The 21,103-nt window shown below is 67.9% G+C and carries 18 protein-coding genes and 1 other RNA gene; 11 read left to right on the forward strand and 8 right to left on the reverse strand.

Features of this window, described 5'->3' with window-relative positions; all coding sequences use genetic code 11:
- Positions 1-4: 4 nt before the first annotated feature.
- Positions 5-5,125, reverse strand: a complete 5,121-nt coding sequence (locus tag JKL49_RS02570) for an alpha-2-macroglobulin family protein (RefSeq protein ID WP_249778011.1) — start codon at positions 5,123-5,125, stop codon at positions 5-7.
- Between the two features lie 348 nt (positions 5,126-5,473).
- Between JKL49_RS02570 and JKL49_RS02575 the strand changes: the two genes are divergently transcribed.
- From JKL49_RS02575 to JKL49_RS02600, 6 genes are all read left to right on the forward strand, one after another.
- Entirely contained in the window at positions 5,474-5,653 is a 180-nt protein-coding gene (locus JKL49_RS02575) for a hypothetical protein (protein WP_215338147.1), read from the forward strand.
- Positions 5,654-5,735: 82 nt separating this feature from the next.
- The gene (locus tag JKL49_RS02580) at positions 5,736-7,535 is read left to right on the forward strand and encodes a M2 family metallopeptidase (protein WP_215338148.1); all 1,800 of its coding nucleotides are present in this window, start codon (positions 5,736-5,738) and stop codon (positions 7,533-7,535) included.
- A gap of 115 nt (positions 7,536-7,650) precedes the next feature.
- Positions 7,651-9,297 carry a TadE/TadG family type IV pilus assembly protein gene (locus JKL49_RS02585; protein ID WP_215338149.1) on the forward strand — a complete coding sequence of 549 codons (1,647 nt, stop codon included), beginning with the start codon at positions 7,651-7,653 and terminating at the stop codon, positions 9,295-9,297.
- A 49-nt stretch (positions 9,298-9,346) separates the two neighbouring features.
- A non-coding RNA gene (ssrS, locus tag JKL49_RS02590) (6S RNA) lies at positions 9,347-9,509 on the forward strand.
- A 34-nt stretch (positions 9,510-9,543) separates the two neighbouring features.
- Positions 9,544-10,110 (forward strand): 5-formyltetrahydrofolate cyclo-ligase, encoded by a 567-nt coding sequence (locus tag JKL49_RS02595; protein WP_215338150.1) that lies wholly within the window; start codon positions 9,544-9,546, stop codon positions 10,108-10,110.
- A 9-nt stretch (positions 10,111-10,119) separates the two neighbouring features.
- A complete protein-coding gene (locus JKL49_RS02600) occupies positions 10,120-10,959 on the forward strand; it encodes a TIGR00282 family metallophosphoesterase (protein ID WP_215338151.1) in 840 nt (279 codons plus the stop codon).
- A gap of 49 nt (positions 10,960-11,008) precedes the next feature.
- Here JKL49_RS02600 and JKL49_RS02605 read toward each other — a convergent pair whose 3' ends face one another.
- The 3 genes from JKL49_RS02605 to JKL49_RS02615 form a co-directional block, all read right to left on the reverse strand.
- On the reverse strand, positions 11,009-12,742 hold the full coding sequence (locus JKL49_RS02605) for an ATP-binding protein (RefSeq protein ID WP_215338152.1): 1,734 nt from the start codon (positions 12,740-12,742) through the stop codon (positions 11,009-11,011).
- A 106-nt stretch (positions 12,743-12,848) separates the two neighbouring features.
- Positions 12,849-13,487, reverse strand: coding sequence for an EF-hand domain-containing protein (locus JKL49_RS02610; RefSeq protein WP_215338153.1), 639 nt, complete (start codon positions 13,485-13,487; stop codon positions 12,849-12,851).
- 80 nt (positions 13,488-13,567) lie between these two features.
- A complete protein-coding gene (locus JKL49_RS02615; RefSeq protein WP_215338154.1) occupies positions 13,568-13,762 on the reverse strand; it encodes a tautomerase family protein in 195 nt (64 codons plus the stop codon).
- Positions 13,763-13,822: 60 nt separating this feature from the next.
- Here JKL49_RS02615 and JKL49_RS02620 point away from each other — a divergent pair, with 60 nt between their 5' ends.
- Both JKL49_RS02620 and JKL49_RS02625 read left to right on the forward strand, forming a co-directional pair.
- Positions 13,823-14,176, forward strand: coding sequence for a phage holin family protein (locus JKL49_RS02620; RefSeq protein WP_215338155.1), 354 nt, complete (start codon positions 13,823-13,825; stop codon positions 14,174-14,176).
- Complete coding sequence (locus tag JKL49_RS02625; RefSeq protein WP_215338156.1) at positions 14,176-14,391, forward strand: hypothetical protein; 216 nt, start codon at positions 14,176-14,178, stop codon at positions 14,389-14,391. Before JKL49_RS02620 ends, JKL49_RS02625 begins: the two co-directional genes overlap by 1 nt.
- A 67-nt stretch (positions 14,392-14,458) precedes the next feature.
- Here JKL49_RS02625 and groL read toward each other — a convergent pair whose 3' ends face one another.
- A complete protein-coding gene (groL, locus tag JKL49_RS02630) occupies positions 14,459-16,105 on the reverse strand; it encodes a chaperonin GroEL (protein ID WP_215338157.1) in 1,647 nt (548 codons plus the stop codon).
- A 53-nt stretch (positions 16,106-16,158) separates the two neighbouring features.
- Complete coding sequence (gene groES / locus JKL49_RS02635; protein WP_215338158.1) at positions 16,159-16,446, reverse strand: co-chaperone GroES; 288 nt, start codon at positions 16,444-16,446, stop codon at positions 16,159-16,161.
- Between the two features lie 235 nt (positions 16,447-16,681).
- Between groES and JKL49_RS02640 the strand changes: the two genes are divergently transcribed.
- From JKL49_RS02640 to JKL49_RS02650, 3 genes are all read left to right on the forward strand, one after another.
- Positions 16,682-17,107 (forward strand): hypothetical protein, encoded by a 426-nt coding sequence (locus JKL49_RS02640; RefSeq protein ID WP_215338159.1) that lies wholly within the window; start codon positions 16,682-16,684, stop codon positions 17,105-17,107.
- Positions 17,108-17,161: 54 nt separating this feature from the next.
- The gene (locus JKL49_RS02645) at positions 17,162-17,521 is read left to right on the forward strand and encodes a VOC family protein (RefSeq protein ID WP_215338160.1); all 360 of its coding nucleotides are present in this window, start codon (positions 17,162-17,164) and stop codon (positions 17,519-17,521) included.
- Between the two features lie 85 nt (positions 17,522-17,606).
- On the forward strand, positions 17,607-18,926 hold the full coding sequence (locus JKL49_RS02650; protein WP_215338161.1) for an acyl-CoA dehydrogenase family protein: 1,320 nt from the start codon (positions 17,607-17,609) through the stop codon (positions 18,924-18,926).
- A gap of 60 nt (positions 18,927-18,986) precedes the next feature.
- Here the strand turns inward: JKL49_RS02650 and JKL49_RS02655 are convergent, their stop codons facing one another.
- Both JKL49_RS02655 and JKL49_RS02660 read right to left on the reverse strand, forming a co-directional pair.
- Positions 18,987-19,391, reverse strand: a complete 405-nt coding sequence (locus tag JKL49_RS02655; protein WP_215338162.1) for a c-type cytochrome — start codon at positions 19,389-19,391, stop codon at positions 18,987-18,989.
- Positions 19,392-19,393: 2 nt separating this feature from the next.
- The gene (locus JKL49_RS02660) at positions 19,394-20,983 is read right to left on the reverse strand and encodes a flavin monoamine oxidase family protein (protein ID WP_215338163.1); all 1,590 of its coding nucleotides are present in this window, start codon (positions 20,981-20,983) and stop codon (positions 19,394-19,396) included.
- Positions 20,984-21,103: the final 120 nt, after the last annotated feature.

A 21,103-nucleotide genomic window follows, 5' to 3' on the forward strand; every position in this document is an offset into this window, starting at 1 on the left:
ACCACTACGGCCCCGGCGAAATCGTCGTCCGGTCCGCCGCCGTGCGGGCGTTCAGCGCGGGACGGTACATATCCTTGGCCTGGGCGCCCGGCAGCAGGAAGTCGCCGGCGGTCACCGCGCGGGCGACATAGGCGAAGGCGAAAGTGCCCTTCCCCGCCAGATCCATGGCCGCGACATAGCGGTCGTCGCGGCTTTCCTGCACATCGGCGGTCGAGAGCGTTCCGAGGAACTTGAACGGCCCGCTCTGGGCGTCGTCGGGTCCCAGCACGGTCTCGATCTCGAAGCCGGCCGGCAGCGGATCGTCGATGACCAGCGCCATGGAGCGGGCCTGGCTGGACCGTCCGCTCACCAGCACGATCACCCGGTCGCCCTGGCGCAGGGCTCGGGGATCGACCGCGCCGCCGGTGAAGCCCACCAGCCGCTTGGACAGCGACAGGCCGCTCTCGCTGGCCGGAGGCGCGGCGATGGGCGTGCCCGTCACCGTCACCGTCCGCCACAGCGCATTGCCGCCGTTGACGAAGCTGGCGCCCGCCAGCTTGCCCACCGCCCAGCGGGGCGCCCCGCCCGCCGAACTCAGCGGGATGGCGCCGGTGGCGGTCACCTTGATCGGCCCCGCCGCCTTCAGCATGAAGTGGGCGGCCTGCAGCAGGCGCGCCTGTTCCTGGGTGTTGAGGCTGTCGGGGTCCTTCACGGCGTTCTCGAGCCGGCCTTGCAGCCCTCGCGCCATGCCGCTCTCGCCCGCCTCGTAGGCCAGCGCGATGACCCCGGCCAGATCCCGCAGCGGGCTCTGATACCAGTCGCTGTCCTCGCGATAGCCGAGACCGGCGATGGCCTGGCGCAGGGCCGAGCGGGCCCGGGCGTGGTCGCCCATCAGGGCGAGCCCCGCGCCCACCTGGGCCTTGGCCAGCGGCGACTTCTCGCTCTTCATCTGCACGTCGTGCCACCAGCGCAGGCGGCCGAGGTCACCGCGTCCACCCTTGGCCAGGACGTAGAGGGCGTAGGCCGAGGCGCGGCTCCGCATGGTCTCGGTGGCCTTCTTGGAGGCCTCGGGCGAGCCCGCCCACCACTCGGGATATTCCGTGCGGTAGGAGATCGACACCCAGCCGTCGGGCCGCGAGACCTGACGCATGGCCGACAGCGCGCGGTCGACGGCCTGCTGCGGCACGGGCACGCCGGCACGCTGGGCCTCGATCAGGAAGTCGGTGGCGTAGGCGCCCAGCCAGGCGTCGGCCTCGCCGTCGCCCACCCGCCAGAGGCCAAAGGCCCCGTCGAGGGTCTGGCGGTCCAGGAGGCGTCCCACGGCGCCGGCGAGCGCCGCCGAGGAGCGCTTCACCTTCGGATCGGCGGTGACCTCTTGGGCGTAGAGCAGGGGATAGGCCGCCGAGATGGTCTGCTCGGTGCAGCCGTAGGGGTAGCGCGACAGGGCCACCGCGATCGGCCCGGGGTCGAAGCCCCGGAAGGGCGAGTAGCTCACCTGCAGGGTTGCATCGCCCGCCGCCAGACCCGACAGCAGGTTGGCCGTGGGGGTGTAGCTGGTCCCCGGCCGTTGCAGCTCGATGGTGGTCCGCGTGATCGGGCTCCAGCCCAGGCGGGTCTGGATCGGATAGTCCCGCGCCGTCGTGAAGCCCGGCCCGGTGACGGTGAACCCGACCTTGCCGATGCCGGCGCGGGTGGGGGCGTCGAAGGGTATCCGCTCGGCGACCCTCTGGTTGTGGGCCAATTGATAGGCCTTCTTGAACGGCGCCAGGATGCCGCCCGACGAGGTGAGCTGGGCGACATATTCGCCGACCTTGCCCTCCAGGTTATGCAGTTCCAGCGTGGCGAAGGCCTTGTCCCCAGGCGCCAGGAAGCGCGGCAGGGACAGTTCGGTCACCACCGGCTCGCGCACGGTCAGTGGCTTGGAGGCCGAGCCCACGGCGGTGTCGGTCCAGGCCACGGCCATCAGCCGCAGTTCGCCGTTGAAGTCGGGCGCCGGGAACTTGATCACCGCCTTGCCGTCGAGGCCCGTCTCCACCACGCCCGACCACAGGGCGACGGTCTTGATGGGGGTGACGGTCAGGCCCTCGCCGCCGATCTCGTCGCCGCCGAAGTTGACGTTGGCCGGGGCGCCCAGGTTGGGATCGAGCATGCGACCGTAGTCGTCGCGGTAGTCGAGGGTCAGCGCCTTCTTGCCGAAGTACCACTTCACGGGGTCGGGGCTGTCGAACTTGGTCAGCCGCAGGATGCCTTCGTCCACGGCCGCGAGCGTCACGTGGGCCCGGCCGCCGAACCCGGCGCCCTTGATGGAGATCGGCACGCTGAGCAGGGTCTTGGAGTCCACCTTGACCGGGGTGTTGAGCTCCACGGTGAGCTTGCGGTCCTTGGGGTCGAGGGGGACATAGACCAGGCCCAGGGCCCGGCGCGGCTTGGGCGCGGCCACCGGATCGCGGGGCTGCACCACGCTCACCAGCACATAGGCCCCGCCGCCCCAGGCGCCGTTGGTCTTGAGGCGCACGGTGGCGCCCTCCTTGCCGACGGTGACGGTCTTGAAGTCGATCAGCCGGTCGGTGGCCACCGCGATCTGGGCCTCCCCCGCATAGGGGGGCTTGAGGGTGATCTCGACGGTGTCGCCCTGGGCGTAGGCCTTGGCCCCGGCGCTGACGCGCACGAAGTCGGGGGCCTCCACGTCCTTGGCGGGCGCGCCCCAGCCCGAAGCGAAGCGGATGACGCTTTTCACGCCCCCCGGCCCGGTGAGTTCCAGCCGATAGTCGCCCCAGCCGAGACGGCGTGCGATGCGGGCCGGAGCCCCGGCGCCGACGTTCAGCGCCCCCTTCTGCACCACGACGTCGCGGCTGGTCCGGCGCCACTGCCAGCGGCCGTCCTGCTGGAACCAGTCATAGTCCCAGTTCTCGGCGATCAGGCTGTAGGCCACGCCGTTCGCGCTTGTGCGCTTGCCGGCCGCGTCGGCGGCGATGATGTTGAGGGCTATGGTGGGATCACCATTGCCGCCGGTGTCGCCCTGGTCGACCTTGACCCCCAGATAGAGGGGCTTGGTGCGGACCTTGAGGTTCAGGCCCTCGCGCACCGGACGGCCGCCGGGTTCGAAGACGCTGGCGGTCATCACCACGGCCAGGGGCTGGGCGGTATCGCCGGCCTCTGCGGCCGACAGTTTCAGGGTCGCGCGGCCCTCGCCGTCGGTGACGGTCTGGCCGAGGTCGAGATACTTCTCCTCGAAGGGGGTGACCTGGTCGCCCCAGGCATAGCCCTCGAACTGCGGGAAGGGATCGGCGTCGACCTTCAGGCGGGCCTCGCCCTGCACCTGCAGGCCGGCGCCCGCCGCGCCATAGAGGAAGCGGGCGTTGACCTCGACATTGCGGATCTCGGCAGTCTTCAGCGGTACCGATTCCTGGCCGACGGTGGTGACGGCCAGCCGTTGCGGGGCGAAGTCCTCGACCGAGAAGCTGAGTTCACCGGCCGGTTTTTCCAGGCCATCGATCTCGATCTTGGCGGTCCAGCGACCGCGCGGCGCGCTCTTGGGCAGCACCACGTCGGCGCCGACCGAGCCCGTCGGGGCGCGGTCGAAGGCGTAGCGCTTGAACTCCACGCCGGACGGACGGCGCACGACGATGGCACCCTTGCGGTCCTTCACGGCCTTGACCTCGCGGTCGCGGAGCAGGGCGTTGAGGTGGACCGTCTCGCCGGGGCGATAGATGCCGCGGTCGCCATAGACATAGGCGTCGACAGCGGTGGCGGTGGCGCGGCCGGCCGTCCCGCCCTGGCTCTCTTCGGAGGTGCGGCCGCCGATCCCTTGCTTGGACAGGTCGACGGGGGCGCGGTCGAGGTCCAGCACGGCCAGGTCGCCGGCCTGGCCATAGGCCATCACCATCTTGGCGTCGGCCGGGCCTTCGCCCTCCAGCAGGGCGTGGTCGAAGTGGACCCGGCCCGAGGCGTCGGCGCTGGCCGCGGCCAGGTCCTCGCCGTTGCGGGCGACCAGGGTGACCTTCACGCCCGGCAGCACCTTGGCGGTCTTCAGGGAGCGGACCACGACATCGAGGGATTCCGAGCCGTCATAGGCCGACAGCGCCATGTCGGTGAACATCACCCAGCGGCGGGCCTGGGCCGGCGGATTGGGATCGAGGTTCTCGCCGTCGTCGCCCTTGATGGCCCGGCCGCCCGAGGCGTCGCGCGCCTTGATGACATAGCCGCCCGGCTTCATGTCCTTGAGCACGGCGCCCAGGGGGAAGACGGTGGTGGTGCGGTCGCCGGCGTTCTGGACGTTGACCGCCACCTCGCCCTTCCAGACTACGCGGCCCTCGTCGTCGGGGCTGTCGGAGCCGTAGTCGTCGGAATACTGGCCCTCCGGCGTGGGATCGGGCGCGCTGATCGACTTGCGGACCAGGTTGCGGTCCACCACGCGCCAGACCTCGACATAGAGGCGGCTGACATTGACGGTCTCGATGCCGATGCCGTCGGCGTCCTCGCGGGGCAGGATCACGCCCTCGCCGGCGAAGCCGACGTAAGGGGGCTTTTCGCCGAAGGTGAAGTCGACGTCGGCGTTGGCGGCCAGCACCTCACCGCCACGGGCGGGCAGGCCCTTGAGCAGGGTCACGCGGCGATCGGTGAAGCCGACGCCCGCGACGCAAAGCTCGGAGCCCTTCACCGAGACGGCGGGGCTGCTTCCCAGGTCGGGCGCCACCAGCACGAAGTCGGCATAGGACTTGGCGGGGTCGAGCGGCCGGGTCAGCTCGACGCAGGCCATGGGTTCGGGCTTGGAGGTGTCGATGCGCGAGCGCCAGACGGCGAAGCCTTCCGGCTTGGGGATGCCCCTGCGCGGCGCGGCGGCGCCCCGGGGCTTGCCGAACAGGGACCAGCCCTGGGCGCCCGGCTCCAGCTTGGCGGCGGGACCGGCCTTGCCGGCGCCGAACAGGGACAGGCCATCCATGCCCTTGGCGGCGATGAAGCCGCCGCCGAAGGCGGCCACCAGCAGGCCTGCGGCCAGCAGGCCTGGCACGCGGCTGGCCCGCGCGCGGTCGGTCCAGCCCTTCAGGCGGTCGCGGAAAGTCGAGGCGGGGCGTTGCGGCGCCGGCTCGGGCCGGGGCATGGGCTCAGGTGCGCCCTCGGTCGGCGTCTCGTCGCTCGGAGCCATCGTGCCCTCCCCAGATGACAGTGTGTCTCGCGCAGAGGGGAGGGCAAAGGCGCGCCAAGGTCAATTGTTGCAACCAGTTGCGGGGGCCTTCGGCGTGGATTTATTGAGGTCCGCCTTCGGGGGTGAGAGCGGGCCCCGATCGCCGCCGTCGCAGGCGTCATCTGGTGACCAGGGGTCTTCCCGTGGACGATTTTTCGCGCAACGCCCGAGCTGGAGGCCGGCGCACCGCCTTTCACAAAAAATCTACATCCACGCTGCGCTGCGTCGCGCGCGCAACCGCTTGACAGCAAGGCGCGTTGGAGTCGTGATCAGGCATTCCTGCTGCAACGCAACAAAGCGAGGCCGCCCATGACAGACCAACCGTTCGCCTACTCGCTGGCCCATGCCGAGCGTGGTTGGTCGTGGTCTGTCTATGACGAGGACGGCGAGACCGTCGCCACCGGCCTCGACCTCAGCCAGTCCGACGCCCAGGCCGCCGTCGAAGCCACCATCCGCCGCGTCTCCTGGAGATACGCGCCTAGCGCTTGACGGTTAACCCCGCGGGAGGTCCCATCGCGGTCATGGCGGCGCAGATGCGTCGCGACCCCCTCCGCGCAAGGACACCCCTCGCATGCGATCCCAACTGCTGGCGGCCACCGCGGTCGCCCTGCTGGCCTTTGGTCCAGCCGCCGCCCAAGACGTGAAACCCACCCCCGCCCAGGCCAAGGCCTTTGTCGACAAGGCCGAGGCCGATCTGGCCGGCTTCAACGAATATGCCTCCAAGGCCTCCTGGGTGCGGGCCACCTACATCACCGAGGACACCCAGTGGCTGGAGGCCAAGTCCAGCGCCGAACAGAACGTGCTGGCCACCGGCTACGCCAAGCAGGCCGCGAAGTATGACGGGGTCGCCGTCGATCCGGTGACGGCGCGCAAGCTGAAGCTGCTGAAGCTGTACCTGACCTCTCCAGCCCCCGACCGGCCGGGCGCGGCGGCGGAACTGGCCGCCCTGCAGTCGAAGCTGGACTCCACCTATTCCACCGGCAAGTTCCCTTACCAGGGCAAGTCGCTCACCCTGAACGACGCCGAGGACATCCTGGCCAGGAGCCGTGATCCGGCCGAGCTGAAGGCGGTCTGGGAGGGCTGGCACTCCATCGCCCCGCCCATGAAGGCCGACTACGCCAAGGCCGCGGCGCTCACCAACGAGGGCGCCAAGGGCCTGGGCTTCGCCGACACCGGCGCGCTTTGGCGCTCCAACTACGACATGGACCCCGACGCCTTCGCCGCCGAGATTGATCGGCTGTGGACCCAGGTGGAGCCCTTCTACCGCAACCTCCACTGCTATGTGCGCGCCCGGCTCAACGACAAGTATGGCGACACCGTCCAGCCCCGCACCGGTCCGATCCGCGCCGACCTGACCGGCAACATGTGGGCCCAGTCCTGGGGCAATATCTATGACGTGGTGGCGCCGAAGACGGCGGCCTCCAGCTACAGCCTCGACGACCTGCTGGTGAAGCACGGCTACACCCCGGTGAAGATGACCCAGACCGGCGAGGCCTTCTATTCGTCGCTCGGGTTCGCGCCCCTGCCCAAGACCTTCTGGGAACGTTCGATGCTGGAGCGGCCCCGGGATCGGGAGGTCACCTGCCACGCCTCGGCCTGGGACGTGAACGACCGCGACGACATCCGCATCAAGGCCTGCCTGAAGGTGAACGCCGAGGACTTCTACACCGTCCACCACGAGCTGGGTCACAACTACTACCAGCGGGCCTATTCGGATCAGCCCTTCCTGTTCAAGGGCTCGGCCAATGACGGCTTCCACGAGGCGGTCGGCGACCTGGCCGGCATGTCGGCGCTCACCCCCACCTACCTCAATCAGATCGGCCTGCTGGACAAGGTCCCGGGCCCGGAGGAGGACATCCCCTATCTGCTGAAGATGGCGCTCGACAAGATCGCCTTCCTGCCCTTCGGCCTGATGATCGACAAGTGGCGCTGGCAGGTGTTCTCAGGCCAGGTTGATCAGGCTCACTACAACGAAGCCTGGTGGAAGCTGCGCAACCAGTACCAGGGCCTGGCCCCGCCTGGCCCGCGCCCGGCCGACGCCTTCGATCCCGCCGCCAAGTACCACATCGCCGCCAGCGTCCCGTACATGCGCTACTTCCTGGCCTTCAATTACGAGTTCCAGTTCCAGCGCGCGGCCTGCAAGCAGATGGGCTGGAAGGGGCCGCTGCACCGTTGCTCGCTCTATGGCCGCAAGGACGTCGGCGAGAAGCTGAACGCGATGCTGGCGCTGGGCAATTCCCAGCCCTGGCAGGACACGCTGAAGGTCTATTCGGGCGAGACCCGCACCGACGGCAGCGCCATCACCGAGTACTTCAAGCCCCTGAATGTCTGGCTGATCCAGCAGAACAAGGGCGAGCACTGCGGGTGGTGATCTGATGGGCCGGCGCCGTGGGAGTCCTTACGGCGCCGTTTACCCTGCACGGCGCCTCTTTCGTTTACGCTGATCTGCGACATTGCCCCGATCTTCCTGCGATCGGGGGCGTGGCGTGCGCGCGAAACTCAACAAAGATGGTGCTCGGCGGATGGGCTGGCGCGTGCGCCTGCTGCGCCGCCTTGTGTCAGGCGCCAAGGACGAGAACGGCGCCGCGGCGGTGTTCTTTGCCGTCTCCTTGATCCTGCTGGCCCCCTTGATGCTGGGCCTGTTCGACATCTACCTGGCCTCGACCCAGCGCAACAACCTGCAGGACGCGCTGGACGCCGCGACCCTGTTCGCGGCCCGCTCGACCGGCACGACCACCGCGGCGGTGGACACCGTGGGCGACGCGGCCCTGACCGCCAACCTGGTGCTGCCGACCGGTGCGACCCTGGTGGCGTCGAACTTCACCCTCGTGGGCGACAAGGTGGTGGGCTACGCCGAGGTCTCACCCCCGGCGCTGGCGCCCGGCGTCTGGACCCACGCCAATGTGAAGGCCAATTCCGAGGTCGTGCGCTCGCTGGACAAGCTGGAGATCGCGCTGGTTCTCGACAACACCGGCTCGATGCAGGGCACCAAGCTCACCACCCTCAAGGACGCCGCGTCGGCCATGGTCGACAAGCTGGTTGAAGCTTCGAGCCGCTCGACCCAGGTCGACCCGCTCAAGATCGCCCTGGTGCCCTTCTCCACCACTGTGCGGGTGCAGAACACCACGGCGCTGACCAGCTACAACATCACCACCCACACGGGCACGGGCATCCCCGCCTGGATCGACCCGATGGGCTCGTCGCACTACGGTACGGGCGTCAACAACGACATCTTCGAGACGGCGGTGGGCAACACCACCACCAAGACCGACCGCTTCGCCATGATGAAGGCCATCGGCCAGTCCTGGAGCGGCTGCGTGGAGGCTCGCGCCCAGCCTTACGACATCAAGGAAGACGCCGCGGTCTCGACGACCCCGGCCTCGATGTTCATCCCCTACTTCTGGCCCGACGAGCCCGACGCCAACCATTACAACAACTATATGGACGACGGCGGCTCGGGCCTGACCGACAGACAGAAGGAACGCCGGACGGCCAAGTACACCGGCGGCTCGATGAAGCGCACCGGAGCCCTGACCCTCGATAGCTCGGGCTACGGCGTCTATGCGCTCGGCCCCAATGCGGGCTGCACGCTCGCGCCCGTCATCCCGCTCACCACCAGCAGCGCCACCATCAAGACCGGCATCACCAGCATGACGGCGGTGGGCGAGACCAACATTCCGCTCGGCCTGGTCTGGGGCTGGCACGCCCTGGCCCCGGCCGGCCCGTTCACCCTGGGTTCGCCCTACGGCACCGCCCACGTCCGCAAGATCATCATTCTGATGACCGACGGCGAGAACACCATGAACAACCCGTCCAGGAGCGGCGAGTCGAACGCCTCGTTCTACGGCGGCCTAGGCTACATCTGGCAGAACATGCTGGGCACCACCTCGACCGACGGCGCGGTTCGGGCCAGCGCCATCGACGACCGCTTGAAGCTGCTCTGCACGGCGGTGAAGAACCGGGACATCGTCATCTACACGGTGCGGGTCGAGGTCACGAGTGGCACGTCGACACTGTTGCAGGACTGCGCGTCGACGCCGGACAAGTTCTACGACGTGCAGAACGTCTCGGATCTGCAGGCCGCTTTCGACGCCATCGCCGGCTCCATCGACAACCTGCGGCTCAGCAAATGACAGCACGCCTTGAGAACTGACCTCCGGAGGCCTATCTTGGTCTCCGGCGGGTCTGCTGCGGATCTCGTCGAAGGCAACAAATCCCAGAGACCTTAATTCTCTCTACGGGAGCTGTCCCTGTCCGGGCTCGTGGGCCCGGGCATATGGCGCCCACCTGGTATACCAGGTCCGAGGGGGTTTTAACCGTCCTTCACGGCTCTCGCGGCGCCGCCACCCGTTTCCCTGTATAGCGGCAGGGTGACCCCGATGATCTCCAAGACCGACCTGCGCGCGCGCCTGCGCACCCTGAGAAAGGCGCTGGCCATCGCCGCGCCCGACGCCGCCGAGCGCGCGGCGGCCCTGTTGCCGCTCGAACGTCTACCGGCCTTCGCCGCCTTCAGCGGCTACCACGCCGTCGGCTCGGAGCTCGACCCCAGTCCGCTGATCCGCCGTCTGTCCGCCACCGGGGCCATGCTGGCCCTGCCCGTGGCGCTGGCCCCCGGGCAGGCCCTGGTGTTCCGCGCCTGGGACCCCCGGGACCTCCTGGTTCCGGACGCGGTGGGCGTTCCGGCCCCGCCGCCCTCCGCGCCTGGCCTGCACCCGGACCTGGTGATCACGCCCCTGCTGGCCTTCGACCGAAAGGGCGGACGCCTGGGCCAGGGCGGAGGCTATTATGACCGGACGCTGGAAACCCTTCGCAGCGGCCGGCGGGTCTTCGTCCTGGGCCTGGCCTATGCCGGCCAGGAGGTCGAACCCATGGACCTTGACCCCCACGACCAGAGGCTGGACGCCATCCTCACCGAAACCGGCTATATGGAGGTCCAGACCAGCTAAGGACTTTCCATGCGTTTTGCTTTCTTCGGGGATGTGGTGGGCCGCGCCGGGCGCGACGGGATTTCCGACCACCTGCCCGCCCTGCGCCGCCGGCTTGGCCTGGATTTCGTGATCATCAACGCCGAGAACGCCGCCTCCGGCTTCGGGATCACCGAGAACACGGCCCGCGAGCTGTTCGACGCCGGCGCCGACTGCCTGACGCTGGGCAACCACTCCTTCGACCAGAAGGAGGCTCTCACCTATATCGTCCGCGAGCCGCGCCTGATCCGACCGGTGAACTATCCGCTGTTCGCCGACACCCCTGGCCGCGGCTCGCAGATGTTCGAGACCGGCAAGGGTCAGCGCATCCTGGTGATCAATGTCCTGGGGCGCGTCCACATGGACAGCCTGGATGACCCCTTCGCCTCTGTGGACAAGGAATTGGAGGCCTGCCCCCTGGGGATGGCCGTGGACGCCATCGTCGTCGACATGCACGCCGAGGCCACCAGCGAGAAGATGGCCATGGGCCATTTCTGCGACGGCCGCGCCAGCCTGGTGGTGGGCACCCACACCCACGTGCCGACCGCCGATTGCCAGATCCTGAACGGCGGCACCGCCTACCAGACCGACGCCGGCGCCTGCGCCGACTATGACAGCGTCATCGGCAACCAGAAGGAAGAGCCCCTGCGCCGCTTCACCACCCGCATCTCCGGCGGCCGCTACAAGCCGGCCGAAGGTCCGGCCACGGTCTGCGGAGTCTATGTGGAGACCGACGACGCCACGGGCCTGGCCCGCCGGGTCGAGCCGATCCGCATCGGCGGCCGGCTTTCGGAAACCGTGCCCGTGCTGGACGCAGTGGCGGCGGAATAACACCCATCATCGTCATCCCCGGGACAAGCCCGGCCATGACGATCTGATTTTAGGCCGCTTCTGTCTTCGCCGCGTCGTCGCGCGGCGCGCAGGCGTCGAGGATGGCGGTGATCAGGGCCAGGGGCTGGATCGGCTTGCCCTGTACGTCGTCGAAGCCCAGGGCCATCAGCTTCTCGTCCTCGCCGGGCATGGCGTCGGCGGTCAGCGCGATCACCGGCTGGCGGCGGTTTCCGGTCTCTCCGGCGCGGATACGGCGCAGGGCCTCGACGCCATCCATGCGCGGCATGTGAACGTCCATCAGCACCAGGTCGAAGCTCTTCTCGCGCAGCATGTCCAAGGCCTCGGCGCCGTCGTTCGCCGTCTCGAGACGCGCGCCGACGGCCTCCAGCACGGCGCGGACCACCGCCTGGTTGATGGGGTTGTCCTCGGCCACCAGGATGCTGAGGTGCATCAGGCCCTCGCTCTCGGCTTCCGGCTCGTCCAGGTCGACGGCATCGGCGCGGGCCAAGTCCAGGATGACGCGGAAGATCGAACCACGGCCGGGCTCGCTCTCCGCGGAGATCTCGCCGCCCATCAGGTCGGTGAGCTGGCGGCAGATGGCCAGGCCCAGCCCCGTGCCGCCGAACTTGCGCGTGGTGGCGGCGTCGGCCTGGCTGAAGGACTGGAAGAGCTTGGCCTGCTGCTCGGGCGTCATGCCGATGCCGGTGTCGAAGACGGCGATCTCGAAGCGCGCGCGGTCCTTGAGATCACTCATCAGCGGCCGCACCGACAGCCGGACCTCGCCGCTGGCGGTGAACTTCAGCGCATTGGACACCAGGTTCAGCATGATCTGGCGCAGGCGGTTGGGGTCGCCCTCCAGCCAGTCGGGCGCGCCGGGCGCCATTTCGAAGCTGAGCGCCACGCCCTTGGCGCTGGCGGTCTCCCGCCACAGGTCCATGACCCGCTCGACGACCTCGCCCAGGTCGAAGGCGATCGCCTCCAGCTCCAGCTTGCCGGCCTCGATCTTGGAGACGTCGAGGATGTCGTTGAGGATGGCCATCAGGCCGTCGCCGGAGCGGACCAGCATCTCCACCTGGGCGGCCTGGCGGTCGTCGAGTTTGGTCTGTTTCAGGGCATGGGCCATGCCCAGCACCCCGTTCATCGGCGTGCGCAGCTCGTGGCTCATCATCGCCAGGAAGGCCGACTTGGCCTGGTTGGCTTCGACGGCCACCGCTTGCGCGCCCTCCAGGGCCTCGGCGTTGCGCATGTTCACGATGGCGCTATTGAAGACGTAGAGCACGGCCAGTCCTACGCTCACCCCCAGGGTCAGCAGCGGTATGCCGTGGAAGCCGCCGTCGAACAGGATCAGGCTCACCAGGAGCGCCGCCGGAATGCCGGCCAGGATTCCCAGGGCCAGCTTCGAGCGGAACGCGAAGCACTGGCCGTGGATCATCTGGCTGGCGGAGATGGCGATGCAGACCAGCTGCAGGGCCTGCGACCCCGTCCGCCAGTACATCCAGGCGGCGGCCGACCACGTCAGGCTGACGGCGATGACGGCGCCGACATAGAGCAGGCGGGTGGCGGTGGAAGGGCGGCGGCCCGCCGCCGCGTCGCGGGTCACCCACCAGGTCCAGGCCTCGCCGGCGAAGACGGCCGCAAGCCAGACGACCGCGGGCGTGGGTCCGAAATTGAAGCCGAACAGCACCGCGCTGATGAAGGTGATGAACAGGCGTATCCACAGGGTCGCCCGCGATTCCGCGGCGACGATGTCGAGCTGTTCGTTGAGCAGGCCGCGCAGCGTCATGGTTCCAGCCGGCCCCCCCTCGGCGCACGTGTGGAATTCCCCGCGGTCAACCTAGGCCAGCAATCGTGAAATCTTCGTTTTTGGCGCCGTGGGACAAATCCACGCCTCAGCGGGGTGGGCGCGGGCCCATGGGCGGGGCGGGCAGAGTGGCCAGGGTCAACTTGCCGTCGCCGTCGGCGTCGAGGATCGCGAACCGCTTGCCGGCCGCCTTGGCCCATTCCTCGGCTGTGACCTTCCAGTCCAGATCGGCGTCGGCGCCGCGCACCGGCTGGGGTTCGTTGAGCAGGCCGTAGCGGGCCGCGCCCTCGCGGGGCGCGCCATGCTGGGGGCCGCCGCTCGGCCGTCGGCCGCTGTCGGGCCCGCCGCCGCCGCGCGGGATGTGGCTGGCGTCGTTATCGCCGCCCATGGGCGGGCCGTGGCGCTCGCCGCCCCCCTCGCCGGGGAAGCTCATGCGGGTGATCTCGGGCGCGATCCTGGTCTCGTAGGCCTGGTTCTCGAAGCCGTCGATCTTGCCGTCGCCATTGGCGTCCAGCACCTTGAAGAAGCCCATGGCGTCGGCGCGGAATTCCGCCAGCGTCAGGGCGCCGTCATGATCGGCGTCGGCGCGGGCGAACCAGGCCTCGCGCCCCTCGCCACCCCGGAACGGTTCGCCCGACGGACTGATGAACAGCCGGCCCCCCTCGGGGGGCTGGGCGAAGGCCGGCGTGGCGATCAGGGCGATCAGCAGGAGCGGCAGGTGTCGCATGGAGGTCCCTTCAGGCGTAGAGACCTAAAGGCCAAGCGCCTGCGACCAAACTAAGCCGTCCCTGTAACCTCGGTGAAACGTCAGGCCTTGTCCCGCGCCGCCAGGCTCTGGCCGCCGACGCCCCAGTGTTCCCGCTCGACCTCGTCGATCACCACGAAGGTGCTGGCGGGATTCTTGTTCAGCACCTTGGCCAGCAGTTCGGTGGTTCCGGCGATCAGCTCTTCCTTCTGGGCCTGGGTGGCCCCAGGCGTGATGCGGATATTGACGTAGGGCATGGCGCGATCCTGGATGGCGGGGCTAAAGAGTCGCCACGTCCTTAAGGCCGGAGTTTCGAGATGTCCCGCTTCCTCCTTCGCATATTGATCGCGGCGCTCGGCCTCTGGCTGGCCGCGGTGCTGCTGCCCGGGGTCTCCTATGCCGGCTGGCTGGATCTGCTGCTGGCCGCCCTGCTGCTGGGGCTGGTCAACGCCATCGTCCGGCCTGTGGTCTTCCTGCTGACCCTGCCGCTCACCATCCTGACGCTGGGGCTGTTCCTGCTGGTGGTGAACGCCGCCATGATCGGGCTGGTGGCCCTGCTGCTGCCGGGCTTCATGGTCTCGGGCCTGATCTCCGGAATCCTCGCCTCGATCATCGTCGGCGTGGTGAGCTGGATCGGCGCGGTCGTGCTCGGCGACGGCAAGGCCGACTGATGGCCACCTTCCTGATCCGTCACAAGGGCGAGCTCGGCGTCGAGTGGGCCTTCATCAAGGCCAAGTCTCCGGGCGCGCTCACCACCGCCTTCCGCGACATCGAGATCATCGAACCCTGGCCGGAGTGGGCCACACCCCAGATGGTCAAGGACGTCGGGGCCTACGAGATCAAGGGCGAGCTCAGCCCCTTGCTCGAGAGGCTGAAGATCAAATAGCGCGCATGAAAAAGGGGCGGGACCTCGCGGCCCCGCCCCCAATTCGTAAGCGCCGGTTGGCTTGGACTTAGAAGTCCATGCCGCCCATGCCGCCCATGCCGCCACCCATGTCGCCGCCGCCCTGGCCGCCCTTCTTGGGCGCCTCGACGATGGCGGCTTCGGTGGTGATCAGCAGGCCGGCCACCGAGGCGGCGTCCTGCAGGGCGGTGCGGACCACCTTGGCCGGGTCGATGACGCCGGCCGCGACCATGTCCACATATTCTTCGGTCTGGGCGTTGAAGCCGAAGGTCGGGGAGGCGTTCTCCATGACCTTGCCGACCACGATCGAGCCTTCGACGCCGGCGTTTTCGGCGATCTGACGGATCGGGGCCTGCAGGGCGCGGCGCACGATGGCGACACCCGCTTCCTGGTCGTCGTTGTCACCCTTGAAGCCGTCCAGAGCCTTGGACGCCTTCAGCAGGGCGACGCCGCCGCCGGGGACGATGCCTTCTTCCACGGCCGCGCGGGTCGCGTTGAGGGCGTCGTCGACGCGGTCCTTCTTTTCCTTCACTTCGACTTCCGTCGAGCCGCCGACGCGGATCACGGCGACGCCGCCGGCCAGCTTGGCCAGACGTTCCTGCAGCTTTTCCTTGTCGTAGTCGCTCGTGGTGTCTTCGATCTGGCGCTTGATCTGGCTGATACGGCCTTCGATCGCGTCCTTGGCGCCGACGCCGTCGACGATGGTGGTGTCGTCCTTGGTGATCGAGACCTTCTTGGCCTTGCCCAGCATTTCCAGGCCGACGTTTTCGAGCTTGATGCCCAGGTCTTCGCTGATCAGCTCACCGCCGGTCAGGATGGCGATGTCTTCCAGCATGGCCTTGCGGCGATCGCCGAAGCCCGGCGCCTTGACGGCGGCGACGCGGAGACCGCCGCGCAGCTTGTTCACCACCAGGGTGGCGAGGGCTTCACCTTCAACGTCCTCGGCGATGATCAGCAGGGGACGGCCCGACTGGACCACGGCTTCCAGGACCGGAAGCAGGGGCTGCAGCGAGGTCAGCTTCTTTTCGTAGAGCAGGATCAGAGGCTCTTCGAGTTCGACCTCCATCTTGTCGGCGTTGGTGATGAAGTAGGGCGACAGGTAGCCGCGGTCGAACTGCATGCCTTCGACGACGTCGAGTTCGGTTTCGGCGGTCTTGGCTTCTTCGACGGTGATGACGCCTTCGTTGCCGACCTTGGCCATGGCCTTGGCGATCATCTCACCGACTTCGGTGTCGCCGTTGGCGGAGATGGTGCCGACCTGGGCGATCTCGGCGTTGGTGGTGACCTTCTTGGCCGAAGCCTTGATCTCGGCCAGCACCTTGGCGACGGCCTTGTCGACGCCGCGCTTCAGGTCCATCGGGTTCATGCCGGCGGCGACCGACTTCAGGCCCTCGACGACGATGGCTTGGGCCAGCACGGTGGCGGTGGTGGTGCCGTCGCCGGCCTTGTCGTTGGTCTTCGACGCGACTTCGCGGATCATCTGCGCGCCGAGGTTCTCGAAGCGGTCAGACAGTTCGATTTCCTTGGCGACCGAGACGCCGTCCTTGGTGGAGCGCGGGGCGCCGAAGGACTTTTCGATGACCACGTTGCGGCCCTTGGGACCCAGGGTCACCTTGACGGCATTGGCCAGGATGTTGACGCCGCGCAGCATGCGGTCGCGCGCGTCGGAGGAGAAATAGACGTCTTTAGCGGCCATTTTTGTTCAGCTCTTTCAGAATGTTAGGGAAGGGAGGAGAGCGGAGGAGGTGGTTATTCGACCACGCCCAGGACGTCGCTTTCCTTCATGATCAGGAGGTCCTGATCGTCGATCTTCACTTCAGTGCCCGACCACTTGCCGAACAGGATCTTGTCGCCCGGCTTGACGTCCAGGGGTTGGATCTTGCCGCTGTCATCACGGGCGCCGGGGCCGACGGCGACGACTTCGCCTTCCTGCGGCTTTTCCTTGGCGGTGTCGGGAATGATGATCCCGCCCTTGGTCTTCTCAACTTCTTCGACGCGCTTGATCAGCACGCGGTCTCCCAGGGGACGAAACGCCATGTCTTTTTCTCTCCGTTCGGGACGGTTGAATGGATTGCGTCGCACGAGGGGCCAGCCGTTAGCAGCCGTAGCCCCTGAGTGCTAACGACGGGCGGGAGTTAGGGTTGCGGGCCCCCAAAGTCAAGCGTGGCTGGAGGCGAAAGGCGTGTCTGGGCGAATCCGCTTGGCCCCCGAGGGACCGCGCCGCTAAGGGTTCTTGAGAGGGAAGAAACTTCAAAGTCCCAGGAGATTATCCATGCGCCTCGCGCTCGCCGCCCTGACCGCCCTGTCCATCGCCGCCACCGCCACCGCCGCCGGGGCCGAGACCTGGAAACCCTACAGCGCCGTCAGTGATAAGAGCCTGCAGTGGTCCTTTGACACCGACTATTCCTACCGCGACGCCGCCAGCGGCATGGTCGTGATCCAGCAGGCCATCGGCAAGGTGGGCGCCAGCCCCCGCATGGGCCCCTCGGCCCCGGGCGCCACCGACGGCGTCGGCAGCGTGGTGGCCATCGACTGCAAGGCCAAGAGCCTGATGATCATCGGCTCCTATTCGCCTTCCAAGCCCCTGGCGATCGCCGACACGTGGCGCGCCGCCAAGGCCGCCAAGGCCAACACCGCCGACGACAAGGCCCTGGTGGCGGCCGCCTGCGACGGCGCCGACAAGCTGCCCACGAAGTAGGGATTGGCAATCTCGCGCGGCGTCCTAACCTCGGGCGACTGAGGAGGGACGCCGATGCTGGACCATGTGAGCCTGAAGGTGGTCGACCACGCCGCCGCCCAGGCCTTCTACGACCAGGCGCTCGCGCCGCTGGGCCTGACCCGCCTGTTTTCCATGGCGGGTTCCTCCGGCTACGGCGACAGCCGCCCGTTCTTCTGGATCGGCCAGGGGGACAAGTCGGGCTATTGCCACGTGGCCTTCACCGCGAGCGACCGCGCCACGGTGGACGCCTTCCACGCCGCGGCCCTGGCCGCCGGCGGCCGCGACAACGGCCCGCCGGGCCTGCGCGCGCATTACCACCCCACCTATTACGGCGCCTTCGTCCTGGATCTGGACGGCCACAACATCGAGGCGGTCTGCCACGCGCCGGCCTGACGCTGTAAATTGAAACGCTTGTTTGGATTTTGACCGAAAGTGCGCCAAAGCTTTCGGCAACCCACAAATTCGCAGGAGAGACCCGATGAGCGAGACCCAGGACAAGGCCCAGTCCAGCTTCAAGCTGAACCCGATGGACGAGCTCAACGACCTGCGAATGTCGGCCAAGGCCCTGCCGTTGCTGGAGCACGTGCGCCGCTTCATCAAGGACACCGTCCAGCCGATGAGCGAGGAGTTCCATCGCCTCGGCGCCGGCAAGGCCGACATCTGGAGCTATGCGCCGGGTCAGCTGGAATGCCTGGAAAAGGCCAAAGACAAGGCCAAGGCCGAAGGTCTCTGGAACTTCTTCCTGCCCAACGCCGAGACCGGCGAAGGCCTGTCCAACCTCGACTACGCCTATATCGCCGTCGAGCTGGGCAAGAACCCGATGGCCTCCGAGACCATGAACTGCGCCGCGCCCGACACCGGCAACATGGAAGTCCTCGAGCGCGTCGGCACCCCTGAGCAGAAGAAGATGTGGCTGGAGCCGCTGCTGGCCGGCAAGATCCGCTCGGCCTTCGCCATGACCGAGGTCAACGCCGCCTCCTCCGACGCCAAGAACGTCAACACCCGCGCCACCCTGGTGGGCGACGAGTACGTCATCAACGGCGAGAAGCACTACATCTCCGGCGCCGGCGACCCGCGCTGCAAGATCATGATCACCATGGTCCAGACCAGCCCGGACGGCCCCCCCAACCTGCGCCAGTCGCAGATCCTGGTCCCCACCGACGCCCCTGGCGTGAAGATCGTCGGCCCCATGAACGTGTTCGGCGATCCCGACGCGCCGCACGGCCACATGCACATCATCTTCGACAACGTCCGCGTGCCGGCGTCGAACATGCTGCTGGGCGAGGGCCGCGGCTTTGAGATCAGCCAGCTGCGCCTCGGCCCCGGCCGGATCCACCACTGCATGCGCGCCATCGGCCAGGCCGAGAAGGCGCTCGACCTGATGGTCACCCGGGGTCTTTCCCGTGAAGCCTTCGGCAAGCCGCTGGTCCAGCTCGGCGGCAACATCGAGAAGATCAGCCGCGCCCGCATCGACATCGAGGCCATGCGCCTGATGGTGCTCAAGGCCGCCAAGGCCATGGACGTCCTGGGCAACCAGGAAGCCCGCGTCTGGATCCACATGGTCAAGGCCATGGTGCCCGAGCGCGTCTGCCAGATCATCGACGAAGCCATCCAGATGCACGGCGCGCTCGGCGTGTCGCAGCACACGCCCCTGGCCCGCATGTACACCTCGACCCGCACCCTGCGGATCGCCGACGGCCCCGATGAAGTCCACCACATGGTCGTGGGCCGCAACGAGCTGCGCCAGTACCGCGAAATGCCGCACGATCCGTCCAACGCGGCCGTCTTCCGGAACTAGTCGCCCCGTCACACGGACGAAATGACGAGAGGCGGGGGCGAAAGTCCCCGCCTCTTTTCGTTAGTGGCCGGCCGCTGGCGGGCTCAGGCGTTTGACGTCCTCGGCCGTCACCGGCTCGGGATAGTTGTTGCCGAAATTGGTCCGCACATAGGTGATCACCGCGGCGGTCTGTTCGGGGCTCAGCATGTCGCTGAACCAGGGCATGCCGCCCCGGCCCTTGGTGACCATCACGATGGGATAGGCCGCCGTCTTCAGCTTGGGATTGTTGGCCAGCGCCGGGAAGGTCCCGGCCCCCACCGCGCCCTTGCCGTCGGCCATGTGGCAGGTCTGGCAGACCATCTGATAGACCTCTTGTCCGGTCTTGGGCACAGGCGGCTTGCTGCCGCCGGGGCCGGGTTCATCGGCCATGGCGGGCGCGGCCAGGACGAAGGCCAGCACCAGGCCCAGCTTCGAAATCATCTTCATGCTCAGGCCTCCAGCGCGCGCTTGTGCAGACGGGTGATGGCGTCCAGCGACGAGAGCAGGGCGCCCTCCATCCAGCAGCCGACATAGGACGCGTGCTCGCCGGCCAGCACCACGCGGCCGTCCAGGGCCACCAGGTCCTGGTAGTGGGCGGCCCGCGTCTCCTCGGTCCAGCGGGCGCAGCAGCCCAGGATCCAGGGCACGCGGTTCCAGGCCACCGAGGCGCCGTTCGAGAACTCCTTGCGATAGCTTTCCGGGTGGAACACCGACCCTTGCGCCAAGGCCGCCTCGATCCGTTCCTCCGGCGTCATGCCAGCCAGGTGGTAGCCCCCCATCCCGCTGGCGAAGGCGCCCAGCAGCACGGCGGGGCCGTCCTTGAAGAAGTTGTTGTTGGGATAGGAGATCAGGCTGATCTCCTGGTTGGTGAAGGAGTGGCCGCCATAGATGGCCGCGTCCTCCTCCCAGAACCGGCGCTTCATCTCCAGACCGATCTTCACCGAGTTGGAGTAGGGCACCGCGGCGATCGCCGCGTTCATCTTCTCCGACATGTTGTTCTCGATCTGGCTCAGCACCGTCAGCGGGATGGTGCAGACGCACCAGTCGGCCTTGGCCTCCGTCACCTTGCCGGTCCCGGTGTCGGTATAGGTGACCGCGACGCCCTTCTTGCCCTGGTCGATCTTGGTGACCTTGGCGTTGTAGGTGATCAGCGGCTGCACCTCACGCGCGAAGGCCTTGCCGATCATGCCCATGCCGCCCACCGGCTGGAACATGGTGGTCTGGAATTCCTCGTTCATGAAGAACGACATGTTCTTCCAGATCTTCGAATCCAGCACGTCCTTCAGGGCGAAGACCTCTGAGGGGCTCGGCGCGCCCCCCACCCCGCCGCCCGGCGAGCGGTCGAACCCGCGGTGCTCGGAGGAGAGCAGGTTCTTGGCGTACTTCATGTCCTTGTCGAGCATGCCCCACTCGCGCAGGGCTTCCTTCAGGCGGGCGGCGTCCTCGGCCGTGACGCTGGCGTCCAGGCCCTTCTGGTCGATGGCCTTGGAGAGCAGTTCGGCGACATTGCCCTCGAAGTCGGCGGCCAGCGCCTTGAACCGCTGCGGCTTGCCGCCGAAGGCGTCGGTGTTGTGCACATAGGCGTTGTGGTTGAACTGGATGAAGGGCTGCAGCTCGACATTGAAGGCCTTGCAATAGTGCAGCAGCGTCCGGTGGTGGTGCGGGATGCGCCAGGGTCCGGGATTGAGGAAATTGCCCTCGGCGAAGCCCACCTTCTGGGTCGCCCCGCCCATCTCGGTGAGGGTGTCGCCGCCGTACAGAGACCAGTTCCGGCCCCCGGCGCGGTCCTGGTATTCCAGCACGGTGACCTTGTAGCCGGCCTTGGTCAGCTCATAGGCCGCCAGCATCCCGGCCAGGCCGGCGCCCAGCACGATCACCGAGGCGCCCTTGCGCGCCCCCGACAGGTTCGGCGGTCCCTTGAAATGGCTCTCGGCGGCGTAACCGAGGGTGGTCATCATGTTGTACATCAGGGCCGATCCGCCCAGCATCCCGATGGTCGACAGCAACTGCCGCCGCGTCGTCTTCCCAGCCTCTTCCATGGGGCGCCCTCCCTGAACTCTTCAACAGCCCCAGGCCTAAGGACGCGGGCTTCTCCGCGCCAACCGCCAGGACCGGCGCGCGAGGGTTTTCGACGACCTGCCTCCGCTTTGGGCGGGCGC

Source organism: Phenylobacterium glaciei, from assembly GCF_016772415.1.
Taxonomy (GTDB): Bacteria; Pseudomonadota; Alphaproteobacteria; order Caulobacterales; family Caulobacteraceae; genus Phenylobacterium; species Phenylobacterium glaciei.

Bases quoted from the DNA above. Each gene is read 5' to 3' on its own strand.
- JKL49_RS02580 (WP_215338148.1), top strand. From the start codon at position 5,736: ATGCGATCCCAACTGCTGGCGGCCACCGCGGTCGCCCTGCTGGCCTTT.
- JKL49_RS02595 (WP_215338150.1), top strand. From the start codon at position 9,544: ATGATCTCCAAGACCGACCTGCGCGCGCGCCTGCGCACCCTGAGAAAG.
- JKL49_RS02575 (WP_215338147.1), top strand. From the start codon at position 5,474: ATGACAGACCAACCGTTCGCCTACTCGCTGGCCCATGCCGAGCGTGGT.
- JKL49_RS02645 (WP_215338160.1), top strand. From the start codon at position 17,162: ATGCTGGACCATGTGAGCCTGAAGGTGGTCGACCACGCCGCCGCCCAG.
- JKL49_RS02610 (WP_215338153.1), bottom strand. From the start codon at position 13,487: ATGCGACACCTGCCGCTCCTGCTGATCGCCCTGATCGCCACGCCGGCC.
- JKL49_RS02650 (WP_215338161.1), top strand. From the start codon at position 17,607: ATGAGCGAGACCCAGGACAAGGCCCAGTCCAGCTTCAAGCTGAACCCG.
- JKL49_RS02655 (WP_215338162.1), bottom strand. From the start codon at position 19,391: ATGAAGATGATTTCGAAGCTGGGCCTGGTGCTGGCCTTCGTCCTGGCC.
- JKL49_RS02600 (WP_215338151.1), top strand. From the start codon at position 10,120: ATGCGTTTTGCTTTCTTCGGGGATGTGGTGGGCCGCGCCGGGCGCGAC.
- JKL49_RS02620 (WP_215338155.1), top strand. From the start codon at position 13,823: ATGTCCCGCTTCCTCCTTCGCATATTGATCGCGGCGCTCGGCCTCTGG.
- groL (WP_215338157.1), bottom strand. From the start codon at position 16,105: ATGGCCGCTAAAGACGTCTATTTCTCCTCCGACGCGCGCGACCGCATG.
- JKL49_RS02605 (WP_215338152.1), bottom strand. From the start codon at position 12,742: ATGACGCTGCGCGGCCTGCTCAACGAACAGCTCGACATCGTCGCCGCG.
- JKL49_RS02640 (WP_215338159.1), top strand. From the start codon at position 16,682: ATGCGCCTCGCGCTCGCCGCCCTGACCGCCCTGTCCATCGCCGCCACC.
- JKL49_RS02660 (WP_215338163.1), bottom strand. From the start codon at position 20,983: ATGGAAGAGGCTGGGAAGACGACGCGGCGGCAGTTGCTGTCGACCATC.
- JKL49_RS02570 (WP_249778011.1), bottom strand. From the start codon at position 5,125: ATGGCTCCGAGCGACGAGACGCCGACCGAGGGCGCACCTGAGCCCATG.
- groES (WP_215338158.1), bottom strand. From the start codon at position 16,446: ATGGCGTTTCGTCCCCTGGGAGACCGCGTGCTGATCAAGCGCGTCGAA.
- JKL49_RS02615 (WP_215338154.1), bottom strand. From the start codon at position 13,762: ATGCCCTACGTCAATATCCGCATCACGCCTGGGGCCACCCAGGCCCAG.
- JKL49_RS02625 (WP_215338156.1), top strand. From the start codon at position 14,176: ATGGCCACCTTCCTGATCCGTCACAAGGGCGAGCTCGGCGTCGAGTGG.